Source organism: Citrobacter sp. Cpo061 (assembly GCF_030332845.1).
Taxonomy (GTDB): Bacteria; Pseudomonadota; Gammaproteobacteria; order Enterobacterales; family Enterobacteriaceae; genus Citrobacter; species Citrobacter portucalensis.
In genome coordinates this window covers 272,707-287,803 of the sequence record NZ_JAOWHB010000050.1, presented here as the reverse complement: position 1 = coordinate 287,803, position 15,097 = coordinate 272,707, and the positions used below count along the sequence as shown (strand labels likewise).

The window sequence follows — 15,097 nt, the reverse complement described above, 5'->3', positions numbered from 1 at the left end:
GGATTTATTAAGAAGAATGAAAACTGAACATTCGCTGGATCTCACCGCGCATTTTGCGCTCGAGGGAAGTCAGCCATTTAAGGATCGCCGCGCCACGATGCCCTGGCGTGGGGCGATCCCGGTTGCCAAAGAGCTATTGTCACAGACCTGGCAGGAGGTCATCAACCAGCCAACCCCACCGCGTAAACGGCTGGTGTACTTGCATATTCCTTTTTGTGCAACACATTGTACTTTCTGCGGTTTTTATCAAAACCGATTTGAAGAAGACAACTGCGCCCTCTACACCAACGCGCTGTTGCGCGAAATAGAGATGGAAGCTGATAGCGCATTACATCAGTCGGCCCCCATTCACGCCGTCTATTTTGGCGGCGGTACGCCTTCTGCGCTGTCTGCACAGGACCTGGCCAGAATCATTACCGCGCTGCGTGACAAGCTACCGTTGGCGCCGGACTGCGAAATCACCATTGAGGGACGGGTGCTCAATTTTGACGATGCGCGAATTGATGCCTGCCTTGACGCTGGCGCCAATAGATTTTCAATCGGTATTCAGTCTTTTAACAGCCGAATCCGCAAGAAAATGGCGCGTACTTCGGACGGCCCGACCGCGACGGCCTTTATGCAGGGACTGGTAAAACGAGATCGTGCCGCCGTGGTGTGCGATCTGCTGTTTGGTCTGCCAGGACAAGACGCAAAACTGTGGGGCGAGGATCTGGCGATTGCCCGCGACATCGGCCTCGACGGCGTAGATCTTTATGCGCTGAATCTGATCCCTAATACACCGCTTGGCAAAGCGGTTGAAACCGGGCGCACAACCGTTCCCTCTCCCGCCGAACGCCGCGATCTCTATCTTCAGGGCTGCGATTTCATGGACAGCGCGGGCTGGCGCTGCATCAGCAACAGCCACTGGGCGCGTACCACACGGGAACGCAATCTGTACAACCTGCTGATTAAACAGGGTGCAGACTGTCTGGCATTCGGCTCTGGCGCAGGAGGGTCAGTCAATGGCTATTCCTGGATGGTCGAGCGCAACCTGAATACATGGCATGAATCTATCGCCGCCGGAAAAAAACCGCTAATGATGATGATGCGCACCGCCGAGCGTGGTTTCCAGTGGCGACACACTCTCCAGGCCGGTATTGAGACGGCCCGCATTCCGCTGGATGAGCTGACGCCTCATGCACAAAAACTGGCCCCGCTACTGACCCAATGGCATCACGCAGGGCTGACGCGAGATGCCAGCACCTGTGTACGCCTGACCAATGAAGGGCGTTTTTGGGCGAGCAATATTTTGCAGTCTCTTGATGAACTGATTCAGGAACTTAACGCGCCGCGCATTGCGGTAGAGCAACCATAAAAGGAGTGAATAATGAGCCATGTCTCTTTACAGGATTTTTTGAAAACTGAGCCGGACGGTACGCTGGAAGCTATCGCAGCCCAGTACAACACTACATTGCTGGAGGTGGTGAAAAACCTCCCTTCCCCAACGCTGGTTTCCGGCAGTCAATTTGATACCGTCTGGGAAACCGTCTGCGAATGGGGCAAAGTCACCACCCTGGTCCATACTGCTGATGTCATTCTGGAATTCACCGGTGAATTACCTTCCGGATTCCACCGCCACGGTTACTTCAACCTGCGCGGCAAAAAAGGCATGACCGGTCATATCAAGGCAGAAAACTGCACGCATATTGCCCTGATTGAACGCAAATTTATGGGAATGGACACTGCGTCCATTCTCTTCTTCAACCAGGCGGGTAGCGCTATGTTCAAAATTTTCCTCGGTCGCGATGAGCATCGACAGCTGCTGGCCGAACAGGTCAGCGCCTTTCACACGTTGTCTTCATCTTTAAAGGAACATGCCTGATGGCTCCATGGCTTATTTTTGGTGCAGGTGGAAGCGGCGTCGGCGCGAAAACGCTGAAGCTCGCACTGGCGGAGCATCGTCCGGTGATTGCTGTCGTTCGCAATCCCCAGGTTGCTGCCGGGCTGCAGGAAAAAGGTGTGCAGGTTTTTATTGGCGACGCCTGCGACAGCCAGGTCACCGCCTGCGCCTGTCGCGCAGCAGGTCAGCATGCCACGGTAATCTCCTCCATGGGCGGTGCCCAGGATTATCTGGCGCACAGAACCGTCATTGATGAAGCAGAAAAAGCTGAGATCAAACGCATGATTCTGGTTACCTCTCTGGGCTGTGGCGACAGTTGGCCCTTTTTGTCCCCACGCGCCAGGGCCGCATTTGGCCAGGCCGTACGGGAAAAATCGTTGGCTGAAAGCTGGCTACAAACCAGTCTACTGGACTACGCCATTCTCCGCCCCGGCGGTTTGCTGAATGGTGAAGCCACAGGTCTGGCGCAACGCATACAGGCCGAGGAGTGTCATGGCTTTGTGATGCGCGCGGATGTTGCCAGGCACATTCACGAACTGGCCACGGCGCCGACACTCAATAACCAGATTTACAGTTTAGTTGAGCCGGGACTGAAACCCGCGTAAACCCCTCGCGGCGCGGAAACTTCGCGCCGCAAAGACGTTATGGAGCGTTGCGTGCTTAAGGACTCGCTTTCTTCCGTTAGCATTCTGACGGGCCTTTCTCTCTTGCTGGTCGCTCTGATGCTGTTCGGTGCCAGCCAGGGGGCGTTGAACATTAGCTTCAGCGCCCTGTTCAACGACGAATACCGAGATATCTGGTTGAACATCCGCCTGCCCCGCGTACTGCTGGCCGTTTTGGTCGGTGCTGCGCTGGCTACGGCAGGGGTCATTATGCAGGGACTTTTTCGCAATCCAATGGCCGATCCCGGCCTGCTTGGCGTCAGCAGCGGCTCCGCGCTGATGGTCGGCATCGCGATAGTTATCCCATTTTCATTCCCCGTAGTGCTGGTGTTGTATGAGCAGATGATTTTTGCCGTCGCGGGCAGCATGGTGGTCTGCACGATTATTTTCCTGATAAGTCAGCGTCATAACCACGGCGGAATGATGCAACTACTGTTAGCAGGTATCGCTATCAATGCTCTGTGCGGTTCGGCTATTGGTGTGCTGAGCTATGTGGGCGACGAACAGCAGCTACGTCAACTTACGCTGTGGATGATGGGGAATCTCGGCCAGGCCCAGTGGCCAACGCTGCTGGTTGCCAGCACGTTTGTTCTTCCAGCCATTGCAGTCACCGTCTGTATGGCGGGAACGCTTAATTTGCTGCAGTTGGGTGATGAAGAGGCGCATTACCTCGGCATAAACGTCAAACGTAAGCGCCAGCAGTTACTGTTGCTCAGCTCGCTCCTAGTTGGCGCTGCCGTTTCCGTCAGCGGCGTGATTGGCTTTATTGGCCTGGTGATCCCGCATCTGATCAGAATGACTACCGGCGCCGATCATCGCTGGTTGATTCCCTGCTCTACGCTGGCCGGCGCCTGTTTACTTCTGATTGCCGACACGCTGGCCCGCACTCTTGTTCAGCCTGCCGAAATGCCTGTTGGTCTGTTAACCAGTCTGATCGGTGGACCGTATTTCCTGTGGTTAATACTGCGTAGCCGGAGGATGTCATGATCGTCGCTGAAAATCTGGTCTACCACATTCAGGGCAGACGACTGACCGATGACGTTTCCCTGACGCTACCTGATGGAGAAATCATCGCGATTCTTGGCCCGAATGGTGCCGGAAAATCGACGCTGCTGCGCCAGCTTACGGGCTATCTGCAGCCCCACAGCGGGCGTTGTAGCTTGTTTGGCAAGCCGCTGAACGAGTGGTCAATCACCGAGCTGGCAAAAACCCGTGCCGTGATGCGCCAGAACAGTCATATGGCCTTCCCGTTTAGCGTGCAGGAGGTCATCCGCATGGGCAGGCATCCGTATCGTACGCGCAACACGGGCGATGAAACGGAGCACATCATGACGTTGTGTGACTGCCAGGCGCTGGCCGCGCGCGATTACCGGCACCTGTCGGGAGGAGAACAACAGCGGGTACAGCTGGCGCGTCTGCTGGTTCAACTTTGGGAGCCCGAACCCAGGCCAAAATGGTTGTTTCTCGATGAACCCACCTCCGCCCTGGATATTCACCACCAACAGCATCTTTTTCGTCTGCTGCGTCGTCTGGTAGGTGAACGACAGTTCAGCGTCTGCTGCGTCCTGCACGATCTCAACCTTGCGGCGCGCTATGCTGACCGCGTTGTATTGATGGAACGCGGTAGGATAGTTGATAACGGTCGTCCGCAGGATGTTCTGCAGCAATCGTCACTAAATGCACTGTACGGCGCCGATCTCACGGTGATGAATGAACCGCAGCATCGAACGCCGCTTATCGTTCTCAATCAATAACAGACCGGGAACGTGCTGACCTGACGTTCCCGTTTTTCTTCCTTTACGCCCTTTTTGCACCTTTTCTAAAAACTCCCTTGACCTTCCCCTAGATGGAAGGTTTAACCTTTATCACAGTCAGTTAATCCTGCAATAAAGGAGTTGGTTATGTCTCAAACAATCGATCTAACCCTGGACGGCTTGTCCTGTGGTCACTGCGTAAAACGCGTTAAAGAAAGTCTGGAGCAACGCCCGGACGTTGAGCAAGCGGATGTCACTGTGACTGAAGCGCACATCACCGGGAGCGCCAGTGCTGAAGCGCTGATTGAAACCATCAAACAAGCCGGTTACGGCGCGGAGTTAAGCCACCCAAAGGCTAAACCGCTGACGGAGTCATCAATCCCGTCGGAAGCACTGGCAGCGGTCCCTTCCGAGCTTCCGGCAGCTACGGCTGATGATGACAGCCAACAGTTGCTGTTAAACGGCATGAGCTGCGCCAGCTGTGTTATCCGCGTACAAGATGCTCTGCAAAGCGTACCGGGTGTCACGCAGGCACGGGTAAACCTGGCGGAACGTACTGCGCTGGTAATGGGCAGTGCGTCCGCCGACCAGTTAGTGAAAGCGGTGGAAAAAGCGGGCTACGGCGCAGAAGCCATTGAAGATGATGTTAAGCGCCGCGAGCGTCAGCAAGAAACCGCCGTAGCAACCATGAAACGTTTTCGCTGGCAGGCGGCCGTCGCGCTGCTGTTGGGTATCCCTGTCATGGTATGGGGAATGATTGGCGAAAACATGATGGTCACTGACGACAACCGCAGCCTGTGGCTGACGATTGGTCTGGCAACGCTTGCCGTGATGGTTTTCGCGGGCGGTCATTTTTACCGCAATGCGTGGAAAAGCCTGATGAACGGCACCGCGACCATGGATACGCTGGTGGCGCTGGGTACAGGGGTGGCATGGCTTTATTCTATGAGCGTCAACCTCTGGCCGCAATGGTTCCCGATGGAAGCGCGACACCTCTATTATGAAGCCAGTGCGATGATTATCGGTCTGATTAACCTCGGGCACATGCTGGAAGCGCGGGCTCGCCAGCGTTCGTCCAAAGCACTGGAAAAATTACTCGATCTGACGCCGCCGACCGCGCGTGTTGTTACCGACGAAGGTGAAAAGAACGTGCCGCTGGCAGACGTTCAGGCGGGAATGTTGCTGCGCCTGACCACCGGTGACCGCGTTCCGGTAGATGGCGAAATCACTCAGGGAGAAGCCTGGCTGGATGAAGCCATGCTGACCGGAGAGCCTATTCCGCAACAAAAAGGCGAAGGCGATAGCGTCCACGCCGGTACGGTCGTACAGGACGGCAGCGTGCTGTTCCGCGCCAGTGCCGTTGGCAGCCATACCACGCTGTCACGCATTATTCGTATGGTGCGCCAGGCGCAAAGCAGTAAACCGGAGATTGGTAAACTAGCCGACCGTATCTCCTCAGTGTTCGTTCCGGTCGTCGTCGTCATTGCGCTGGTGAGTGCGGCAATCTGGTATTTCTTCGGGCCGGCACCACAAATTGTTTATACGCTGGTGATTGCCACTACCGTACTGATTATTGCCTGCCCTTGTGCGCTGGGCCTGGCTACACCAATGTCGATTATTTCCGGTGTGGGTCGTGCTGCTGAGTTTGGGGTTCTGGTACGTGATGCCGATGCGCTTCAGCGCGCCAGTACGCTTGATACCGTCGTATTTGATAAAACCGGGACATTGACTGAAGGTAAACCGCAGGTTGTCGCCATCAAAACGTTTGGCAACACCGATGAAGCACTGGCAATTCGTCTGGCAGCAGCCCTTGAACAGGGGTCCAGCCACCCGCTGGCCAGAGCGATACTGGACAAAGCCGGTGATGTTACGCTGCCACAGGTCAATGGTTTCCGTACGCTGCGCGGTTTAGGCGTAAGCGGTGAAACGGAAGGTCATACGCTGCTGCTGGGCAACCAGGCGCTGCTCAATGAGCAACAGGTAGATACCACTGAAATGGAAGCTGAAATCACCGCTCAGGCATCCCAGGGGTCAACCCCGGTCCTGTTGGCGATTGATGGTAAAGCGGCGGCGCTGTTAGCGGTGCGTGATCCACTGCGTAGCGACAGCGTGGCAGCACTTCAGCGTCTGCACCGCAACGGGTATCGTCTGGTGATGCTTACCGGTGACAACCCGACCACGGCTAACGCTATTGCCAAAGAAGCCGGTATTGATGAGGTGATTGCCGGTGTTCTGCCGGACGGTAAAGCCGAGGCGATTAAACGTCTGCAAAGCCAGGGGCGTCAGGTTGCCATGGTGGGTGACGGTATCAACGATGCACCTGCGCTGGCTCAGGCCGATGTAGGGATTGCCATGGGTGGCGGCAGCGATGTGGCGATTGAAACCGCCGCGATTACGCTGATGCGCCATAGCCTGATGGGCGTCGCGGATGCACTGTCTATCTCCCGGGCAACCTTGCGTAATATGAAGCAGAACCTGGTCGGCGCGTTTATTTATAACAGCATCGGTATTCCCGTTGCCGCGGGGATCCTGTGGCCGTTCACCGGAACACTGCTGAATCCGGTCGTTGCCGGGGCGGCGATGGCGCTCTCCTCCATTACTGTGGTGAGCAACGCTAACCGACTGCTGCGCTTCAAACCGAAAGAGTAACCCTCTGCCGCATGGCGCTCACGCTTATCCGGCCTACAAAGTGCAGGTAACATTGTAGGCTGGATAAGACGATTTCGCGTCGCCATCCGGCGATTCTCGCATTGCACCTTCCTGGACCACGCGCTAGCATGAAAGTCTACTTAGGGAGGTCGTATGGATCTGTTATACCGGGTAAAAACATTTTTCACCGCGCTACGCGGCAACCACTATACCTGGCCTGCCATCGACATTTCATTGCCCGGCAACCGCCATTTTCATCTGATTGGCAGTATTCACATGGGCAGTCGCGATATGGCACCTCTGCCTGCCAAATTACTCAAAAAACTCAACCATGCCGACGCGCTGATTGTCGAAGCGGATGTTTCCGGTGACGACGCGCCGTTTGCTAACCTTCCTACATTTGCCGCACTCGAAGAACGTATCAGCCCGGAGCAGTTAGAAAACCTGCGTAAAGTCACCAACGAACTGGGTATTTCCCCATCGCTGTTATCTACTCAGCCGTTGTGGCAAATCGCCATGGTATTACAGGCGACACAGGCACAGCAGTTGGGTCTACGGGCAGAATACGGGATTGATTACCAATTGCTGAAAGCGGCAAAACAAGCGCATAAACCCGTTATCGAGCTGGAGGGCGCATCCAGTCAAATCGAGCTGTTATGTCAGTTGCCTGATAACGGACTGGCCTTGTTGGACGATACTCTGACGCACTGGCATACCAATGCCAGATTGTTGCAACAAATGATGGGCTGGTGGCTTAAAACACCGCCACGCAATAGCGAACTGACGCTTCCCAATACCTTTAGCCAGTCGTTGTATGACGTATTGATGCATCAACGCAACACAGCCTGGCGCGATCGGCTCAGGGCGATGCCTGCTGGTCATTACGTCGTGGCCGTTGGCGCGCTACATCTGTACGGAGAGGGAAATTTGCCGGAGATGTTACGGTAAAAAAAATGGCCAATATTTCTATTGGCCCGTCAAAGAGGAATTTCATCATTATTATGATCCCAATGCTTAAAGCATCGGTGTAGTTCGATTGTCGCTCAAAGTCATCATCCTGCCAATACTATTGCGCAAGATGGTACTATTTTTTAGACAGACATCAGGCGTATGCTTGAGTCGTATTTTGTCTGGTCCAGGAAAATTGCTATGACACCCGCCGTTAAATTACTCGAAAAAAACAAAATTTCTTTCCAGATCCACACCTACGATCACGATCCGTCCGAGACGAACTTTGGTGATGAAGTGGTACGCAAGTTAGGTCTGAATGCGGACCAGGTCTACAAAACGCTGCTGGTTGCCGTGAATGGCGATATGAAGCATCTGGCAGTTGCGGTCACGCCTGTAGCCGGTCAACTGGATCTCAAAAAGGTCGCTAAGGCGCTGGGAGCTAAAAAGGTTGATATGGCCGATCCAATGGTTGCGCAACGAACCACCGGTTATCTGGTGGGGGGGATCAGCCCATTAGGACAGAAAAAGAGATTGCCAACGCTCATTGATGCCCCTGCCCAGACGTTTGACACCATTTATGTTTCCGGCGGCAAACGCGGGCTGGATATCGAACTGGCAGCGGGCGATCTGGCGAAAATTCTGGATGCGAAATTCGCCGACATCGCACGCCGCGATTAAGCGGTTATAGACTGATTGCCTGATGGCGCGCAGCTTTAAGGCCTACAAACCGAATACTCAACAGGGCGTTATTGGTGAAGGCAGTTTGGACTCGGCCAGCGCGCAGGAACCGGAGCGTACATGTAGTACGTGAGGATTCCGAGCACTGCCCGCGTTCAAAATGGCGAACAAAATAGCCCTGTTACTGCCAGGTAACTTCACCCTTCGGCTCATACACACTGGCATCCAGCGGTGAGTTCTTCTGCACGAACTCTTTCAGCACTTCTGCATCAATAAACCCGGTATTCACATAGCCTGGTTTGTTATCAATTCGCGGATAGCCATCGCCGCCGGTTGCGTTGAAGCTTAGCGTTGCCATACGATAGTTTTTGGCTGGGTCAACGGGTTCGCCTTTGATTTTCAAATCGTTAAGCTTGCCGTCTTTCGCCACAAAGCTGACGTTGGCAAACTGTGGATAGGCCCCGGAGTCCGGCTTCATTTGCGCCACGGCGGTCAGATAGTCAATCACCTCTTTCCCGCTCATGTCGGCATACACCACGATGTTTCCGAACGGCTGTACTTTCAGCACGCTCTTATAAGTGATATCGCCGCCTTCGATGGAATCACGGATGCCACCACCGCTCATCACGCCAAAATCAGCGCTGGTTCGCGCCATTTGCGCAGCCAGCAGCAAATGTCCCATGTTGGTCTGCACGAAACGGACTTTGCTTCGGTCGCCTTCGAGGCGCGCATTGACGCTACCTATTTTCACGTCGAGCTGCGCTTTACCTTTATTCTGGAACGGCGTCAGCAACGAAAGCATTTGCTGATTTTCAGCTATTTCCGGGGTGTAGAGTACGCGCTCACTTTTACCGTTGTCCCAGGTCACTTTTTTCTTCAGGTTGACGGGAATGAGCTGGTAGTTGACCATTTTCATTTCGCCGTTACGGAACTCAAAGTCCGCCCGGCCCACATATTTCCCCCACTCGTGCGCCTGCACAATCCAGATCCCATTTTGCTTGTCTGGCGCACACGGCGTACCCGGTACGTAATCAACCTGCTTCTTGTTCTCTGAAGCCATACACACCGGATCCTGCGAGTGACCACCGACAATCATCGCCAGCGATCCCGCCGGCAGGCTACGCGCCATTTCGACATCGCCAGGGGCGTTCGAGCCGTGGTTGCCGTTGTCATAATGTCCCATATGGGTGGTCGCGATAATGATGTCTGGCTTTTCACCCATATTCAGTTCCTGGATAACCAGTTTGGCTTCATCAGCAGGTTTACGGAACTCAATATCGGTAAAGAACTCGGGGTTGCCTATTTTCGCCGTATCGTCGGTGGTTAAACCGAGTACAGCAATTTTTAAATCCTGGCGCTTAAAGATGGCCCACGGCTTAAATAAACGCTCGCCGGTGCTTTTCTGATAGATATTGGCCGAGAGAAACGGAAATTTGGACCATTTTTCCTGCTGACGCAATACGGTCATGGGATTATCAAACTCGTGGTTTCCGACCGCCATCGCGTCATAGCCAATCAGGTTCATCCCACGAAAATCAGGTTCCGCATCCTGCAGATCGGACTCCGGTACACCGGTATTAATGTCGCCACCGGAAAGCAGCAGTACGCTGCCCCCTTCCTCTGCCACCTCTTTACGAATACCGTCCACCAGCGTTTTTTGCGCCGCCAGTCCGTATTCTCCGTATTCGCTGCGCCAGAAGTGACCGTGATGATCGTTGGTATGCAGAATGGTAATTTTGTAGGTTTTATCTTTTTCGTACGCTTGTGCAGGCTGACCTGCCAGCGTAAATGCGGCTAATAACGCCAGCGCCACGCCCCGTTTTAAAAACTTCATATTTCTCTCCCTGAGCCAAAATCAACGACTGAAATTACAATGATATGAAATAATAGTCGAAAATGTTTTCAGAAATGAGACTTCCTTCAAACACCTTCCGCAGGTATGTTAGTCAGGTAATAATAACAAAATAGATTACCCTCATAATCGCAACCCAAACAGAAGTGACTTTCTATGGCAATAAGTGAACCAACCCAGCCTGTGGCTGGCGCGTCAGCGTCGGTTGCTAAAGCACGCACCTCATTTGGCATTTTAGGAGCGATCAGCCTCTCCCATCTGCTAAACGATATGATTCAGTCGCTGATCCTGGCGATTTATCCGCTATTGCAGTCAGAGTTCTCGCTAACGTTCATGCAGATCGGGATGATCACCCTAACCTTCCAGCTTGCTTCCTCGCTGCTGCAACCGGTGGTGGGTTACTGGACGGACAAATACCCGATGCCGTGGTCGCTGCCCATTGGGATGTGCTTCACGCTGAGTGGGCTTGTTTTGCTGGCCATGGCCGGTAGTTTCCATATGGTGCTGCTCGCCGCGGCGCTGGTTGGCACCGGCTCTTCGGTATTTCATCCGGAATCGTCCCGCGTGGCGCGCATGGCCTCCGGCGGTCGTCACGGCCTGGCGCAGTCAATTTTCCAGGTTGGTGGCAACTTCGGCAGCTCTCTGGGACCCTTGCTGGCAGCTGTCATCATCGCGCCATATGGTAAGGGTAATGTGGCCTGGTTTGTTCTGGCTGCGTTATTAGCGATTGTCGTCCTGGCACAAATCAGCCGTTGGTATGCCGCGCAGCATCGGATGAGTAAAGGAAAACCGAAAGTTGCCATCGTAAATCCGTTACCGCGCAATAAAGTGGTGCTGGCGGTAAGCATCCTGCTGGTGCTGATTTTCTCCAAATACTTCTATATGGCGAGCATCAGCAGCTATTACACCTTTTATCTGATGCAAAAATTCGGATTATCGGTACAAAACGCCCAGTTTCACCTGTTTGCCTTCCTGTTTGCCGTCGCGGCCGGGACGGTGATTGGCGGACCATTAGGCGATAAAATTGGCAGAAAATATGTTATTTGGGGGTCTATCCTCGGCGTTGCGCCATTTACCCTCGTTTTACCCTACGCAACGCTGGAATGGACCGGGATTTTAACCGTGATCATTGGTTTTATCCTCGCATCGGCGTTTTCTGCTATTTTGGTCTACGCGCAGGAGCTGCTTCCTGGGCGTATCGGCATGGTTTCTGGGCTATTTTTCGGTTTTGCCTTCGGCATGGGCGGCTTGGGAGCCGCGGTGCTAGGGCTGATAGCCGACCATACCAGCATCGATTTGGTCTACAAAATATGTGCTTTCCTGCCACTTCTGGGAATACTGACCATATTCTTACCTGATAACCGACACAAAGCCTGATTTTCTGACGGCCAAAAGTAAATTTTGGCCGTCATTACTTGCAGTAGCCATCAGCCTTTACCTCTCACATATCACCGTACTTTTCCGATCCGTGCTTTTTTACGCTTAAAATTCCGTTTTCTTCAAAATTCAATAATTATTCATAAACATAAACATTAAAATTGTCATAAACTATTACTCGTAGTTTGGGTTTTCAGGATCATCACAGCAACCAAAGGAGACGGAATGCATCACGCCACCCCGCTTATCACCACCATTGTCGGCGGCCTTGTGCTCGCTTTTATATTAGGCATGATTGCCAATAAACTGCGTATTTCTCCTCTGGTGGGATATCTGTTAGCGGGCGTTCTGGCCGGTCCATTTACACCTGGTTTTGTTGCTGATACTAAGCTCGCGCCTGAGCTGGCCGAGCTTGGCGTTATTCTGCTGATGTTTGGCGTGGGGCTGCACTTTTCATTGAAGGATTTGATGGCGGTAAAGTCTATCGCCATTCCCGGCGCGATTGCCCAGATAGCAGTGGCAACGCTGCTGGGTATGGCGCTTTCAGCCGTATTAGGCTGGTCGCTGATGGTGGGGATCGTGTTTGGTCTGTGTCTTTCAACCGCCAGTACCGTGGTGCTACTGCGCGCGCTTGAAGAACGACAGCTCATTGACAGCCAGCGCGGGCAAATTGCCATTGGCTGGTTGATTGTCGAAGACCTTATGATGGTGCTGACGCTGGTTCTCCTGCCAGCCGTCGCCGGGATGCTGGAAAAAGAAGATGTCGGCTTCGCCTCGCTGGCCGTCGATATGGGCATTACCATCGGTAAGGTGGTGGCGTTTATCGCGATTATGATGCTGGTGGGTCGTCGCCTGGTACCGTGGATTATGGCCCGCAGCGCCGCAACCGGTTCACGCGAACTGTTTACCCTCTCTGTCCTCGCCCTCGCCTTAGGTATCGCCTTTGGCGCAGTAGAGCTGTTCGATGTCTCCTTTGCGCTGGGCGCGTTCTTCGCCGGTATGGTGCTGAATGAATCTGAACTAAGCCACCGTGCGGCGCATGATACTCTGCCGCTGCGCGATGCGTTCGCCGTGCTGTTCTTCGTCTCCGTCGGGATGCTGTTCGATCCGTTAGTTCTGATCCAGCAGCCGTTGGCGGTACTGGGCACGCTGGCGATTATCATCTTTGGTAAATCCCTTGCCGCCTATTTCCTGGTGCGCCTGTTTGGTCACTCCCAACGCACGGCGCTCACCATTGCCACCAGCCTGGCGCAGATTGGTGAATTTGCCTTTATCCTGGCGGGTCTGGGAATGGCGTTGAACCTGCTGCCGCAGGCCGGACAGAATCTGGTGCTGGCGGGGGCAATCCTGTCCATCATGCTCAACCCGGTGCTGTTTGCGGTGTTAGAAAAATACCTCGCCAAAACAGAAACGCTGGAAGAGCAGACGCTGGAAGAGGCTATCGAAGAAGAGAAGCAAATTCCGGTGGATATCTGCAACCATGCCTTGCTGGTTGGCTTTGGTCGCGTCGGCAGCCTGCTGGGTGAGAAATTGATGGCTGCGGGGATCCCGCTGGTGGTGATTGAAACCTCACGTACCCGGGTGGATGAACTGCGCGAGCGTGGGATCCGCGCGGTACTGGGAAATGCCGCCAACGAAGAGATTATGAATCTGGCGCATCTGGATTGCGCGCGCTGGCTGCTGTTGACCATCCCCAATGGTTATGAAGCGGGTGAAATTGTCGCTTCCGCGCGTGAGAAATGCCCGTCGATTGAGATTATCGCCCGCGCGCATTATGACGATGAGGTGGAATATATTACCGAACGCGGCGCCAACCAGGTCGTCATGGGTGAGCGTGAAATCGCCCGCACCATGCTGGAGCTGATTGAAACGCCGCCTGCAGGTGAAGTTGCTACGGCCAGTTAATGTCCGTGCCGGATAGCGTTATCGCTTATCCGGCCTATACAAGATTTAACGGTCCCAGTACGACTCTTCGAGACTGTCTTCACGTTCCGGTAAACCGCGCGTCAGGCGCGGTGAATGCTGGTTCAGCACCTGATAACTCACGCGATTAGCATACTTACACACCTGGGCTAACGACGAATAGGTCAGCCAGGTGAACTTGTGCTTGCTGGAGTTAGGCACGTTGCTGCGGTGATAGCTGTTGGCGGTAATATCATGCAGCAATGCCGCCAGCGCGCCGTCACCTGCGCCGTTGGTGTTCATTATCTTCTCAGGCCCGCCCATATACGGAGCGATGTGCGAATACACGCGCAGCGGATTGGTACAGTCTTTATGGCGCATGGCGCGGCTGAATTCGTACTGGTTAAATTCGGCAATAGCACCGGGCAGCAGCGGATGCTGGGTTTTACGTTTCACTTCTTCTTCCGTAAAGCCCGCCATATACAGACCCGCCGGACCCGCCGTGCACAGCACCAGATCCACCCAATCCAGCGCCTTGTCAGATGCCAGCAGCGGATCGTTCTCGCCGGTCAGCGCTTCAGCCTCTTCTTCATTCATCGCCAGAATAGAGACATGCTCTTTCAGGAATGCCTGCCACCACTGCGGGTTATCGGCAATGACGAATTTGGTGCCCAGGGTCAGAACCACCGGTACATTGTGTTTTTTGGCATATTCAATCGCCTTCATGGTCGCTTCCGGCATCGGCTCACCCGGTTCGCAGCGCACCAGATAGGACGTCAGCACCAGCGCGGACGCTCCGGCAATCACCGATTCAGGGATGCTATCCGCTCGTAGCTTATTCATATGCCCAGGGCTGATTGCGAAGGTACGCTCACCTGACTCGCCAATCAGCGTAAAGCAGCGGCCAATCGGTCCGTTAACGCCTTGCAGGTAGTTCAGGTCGGTACGGCTGGAGGTATTGCATAAATAGCGGTACGCATAGCTGCCAATCTCGATATTGCTGCACATCACGCCCAGCAGCACCGAGCGGTCATCCGCCAGCACAGAGTAGTTGTGCATCGTGTTACCGATAGTACCGCCCGCAAACTGATGGGTGATCAAGTTTTCATGCACTAGTTCCTGGTAGAGCGCTTCTGCGACATCATCGGCAATCACCAGAGAATGCCCGGCGCTTAATCCATAACGTTTTACAAAGTCATCATCCACTTTGGCTTCAATATCCACCAGCGTCTGGTCGATACCCACCACCCAGGCTGCGCTGGTTTCATTTTCTGGCTGAATTTGTTGCAGCAACGGATCGCGCGCGCTGACGGGAAAATAGTGTTTGGATTTGCGTTTACCGGGAAATTTCATGGTCGATTTTACGGGTGGTTAACTGAGCGATGCATGGTAG

The 15,097-nt window shown here is 54.0% G+C and carries 12 protein-coding genes; 10 read left to right on the top strand and 2 right to left on the bottom strand.

Annotated features, from left to right (window positions below):
* Positions 1–16: 16 nt before the first annotated feature.
* The 8 genes from hutW to ybaK all read left to right on the top strand — a co-directional run bounded on the left by hutW (position 17) and on the right by ybaK (position 8,573).
* Positions 17–1,354 carry a heme anaerobic degradation radical SAM methyltransferase ChuW/HutW gene (gene hutW, locus OGX97_RS16275; RefSeq protein ID WP_008783980.1) on the top strand — a complete coding sequence of 446 codons (1,338 nt, stop codon included), beginning with the start codon at positions 17–19 and terminating at the stop codon, positions 1,352–1,354.
* Between the two features lie 12 nt (positions 1,355–1,366).
* Positions 1,367–1,861 (top strand): heme utilization cystosolic carrier protein HutX, encoded by a 495-nt coding sequence (hutX, locus tag OGX97_RS16270; RefSeq protein ID WP_032942563.1) that lies wholly within the window; start codon positions 1,367–1,369, stop codon positions 1,859–1,861.
* Entirely contained in the window at positions 1,861–2,484 is a 624-nt protein-coding gene (gene chuY, locus OGX97_RS16265) for an anaerobilin reductase (protein WP_057067778.1), read from the top strand. Before hutX ends, chuY begins: the two co-directional genes overlap by 1 nt.
* A gap of 51 nt (positions 2,485–2,535) precedes the next feature.
* Positions 2,536–3,528 (top strand): FecCD family ABC transporter permease, encoded by a 993-nt coding sequence (locus OGX97_RS16260; protein WP_103284820.1) that lies wholly within the window; start codon positions 2,536–2,538, stop codon positions 3,526–3,528.
* Positions 3,525–4,295, top strand: coding sequence for a heme ABC transporter ATP-binding protein (locus OGX97_RS16255; protein WP_032942558.1), 771 nt, complete (start codon positions 3,525–3,527; stop codon positions 4,293–4,295). The genes OGX97_RS16260 and OGX97_RS16255 overlap by 4 nt, the downstream gene beginning before the upstream one ends.
* Before the next feature lie 147 nt (positions 4,296–4,442).
* Positions 4,443–6,944 carry a copper-exporting P-type ATPase CopA gene (gene copA / locus OGX97_RS16250; protein ID WP_057067776.1) on the top strand — a complete coding sequence of 834 codons (2,502 nt, stop codon included), beginning with the start codon at positions 4,443–4,445 and terminating at the stop codon, positions 6,942–6,944.
* Between the two features lie 153 nt (positions 6,945–7,097).
* Entirely contained in the window at positions 7,098–7,892 is a 795-nt protein-coding gene (locus OGX97_RS16245; RefSeq protein WP_003831057.1) for a TraB/GumN family protein, read from the top strand.
* A 201-nt stretch (positions 7,893–8,093) separates the two neighbouring features.
* Entirely contained in the window at positions 8,094–8,573 is a 480-nt protein-coding gene (gene ybaK / locus OGX97_RS16240; protein WP_003831056.1) for a Cys-tRNA(Pro)/Cys-tRNA(Cys) deacylase YbaK, read from the top strand.
* Positions 8,574–8,754: 181 nt separating this feature from the next.
* Here the strand turns inward: ybaK and ushA are convergent, their stop codons facing one another.
* On the bottom strand, positions 8,755–10,407 hold the full coding sequence (gene ushA, locus OGX97_RS16235) for a bifunctional UDP-sugar hydrolase/5'-nucleotidase UshA (RefSeq protein WP_057067773.1): 1,653 nt from the start codon (positions 10,405–10,407) through the stop codon (positions 8,755–8,757).
* 174 nt (positions 10,408–10,581) lie between these two features.
* On the opposite strand from ushA, the gene fsr reads away from it, so the two are divergent.
* The gene (gene fsr, locus OGX97_RS16230) at positions 10,582–11,802 is read left to right on the top strand and encodes a fosmidomycin MFS transporter (protein WP_003021788.1); all 1,221 of its coding nucleotides are present in this window, start codon (positions 10,582–10,584) and stop codon (positions 11,800–11,802) included.
* A gap of 225 nt (positions 11,803–12,027) precedes the next feature.
* The gene (gene ybaL / locus OGX97_RS16225; protein WP_003021783.1) at positions 12,028–13,707 is read left to right on the top strand and encodes a YbaL family putative K(+) efflux transporter; all 1,680 of its coding nucleotides are present in this window, start codon (positions 12,028–12,030) and stop codon (positions 13,705–13,707) included.
* A 45-nt stretch (positions 13,708–13,752) separates the two neighbouring features.
* Here the strand turns inward: ybaL and gsk are convergent, their stop codons facing one another.
* Positions 13,753–15,057 (bottom strand): inosine/guanosine kinase, encoded by a 1,305-nt coding sequence (gene gsk, locus OGX97_RS16220; RefSeq protein WP_235124942.1) that lies wholly within the window; start codon positions 15,055–15,057, stop codon positions 13,753–13,755.
* Positions 15,058–15,097: the final 40 nt, after the last annotated feature.

Coding starts and splice junctions, on each gene's coding strand:
- OGX97_RS16255 (WP_032942558.1), top strand. CDS start 3,525: ATGATCGTCGCTGAAAATCTGGTCTACCACATTCAGGGCAGACGACTG.
- hutX (WP_032942563.1), top strand. CDS start 1,367: ATGAGCCATGTCTCTTTACAGGATTTTTTGAAAACTGAGCCGGACGGT.
- OGX97_RS16245 (WP_003831057.1), top strand. CDS start 7,098: ATGGATCTGTTATACCGGGTAAAAACATTTTTCACCGCGCTACGCGGC.
- gsk (WP_235124942.1), bottom strand. CDS start 15,057: ATGAAATTTCCCGGTAAACGCAAATCCAAACACTATTTTCCCGTCAGC.
- fsr (WP_003021788.1), top strand. CDS start 10,582: ATGGCAATAAGTGAACCAACCCAGCCTGTGGCTGGCGCGTCAGCGTCG.
- hutW (WP_008783980.1), top strand. CDS start 17: ATGAAAACTGAACATTCGCTGGATCTCACCGCGCATTTTGCGCTCGAG.
- ybaL (WP_003021783.1), top strand. CDS start 12,028: ATGCATCACGCCACCCCGCTTATCACCACCATTGTCGGCGGCCTTGTG.
- chuY (WP_057067778.1), top strand. CDS start 1,861: ATGGCTCCATGGCTTATTTTTGGTGCAGGTGGAAGCGGCGTCGGCGCG.
- copA (WP_057067776.1), top strand. CDS start 4,443: ATGTCTCAAACAATCGATCTAACCCTGGACGGCTTGTCCTGTGGTCAC.
- ybaK (WP_003831056.1), top strand. CDS start 8,094: ATGACACCCGCCGTTAAATTACTCGAAAAAAACAAAATTTCTTTCCAG.
- ushA (WP_057067773.1), bottom strand. CDS start 10,407: ATGAAGTTTTTAAAACGGGGCGTGGCGCTGGCGTTATTAGCCGCATTT.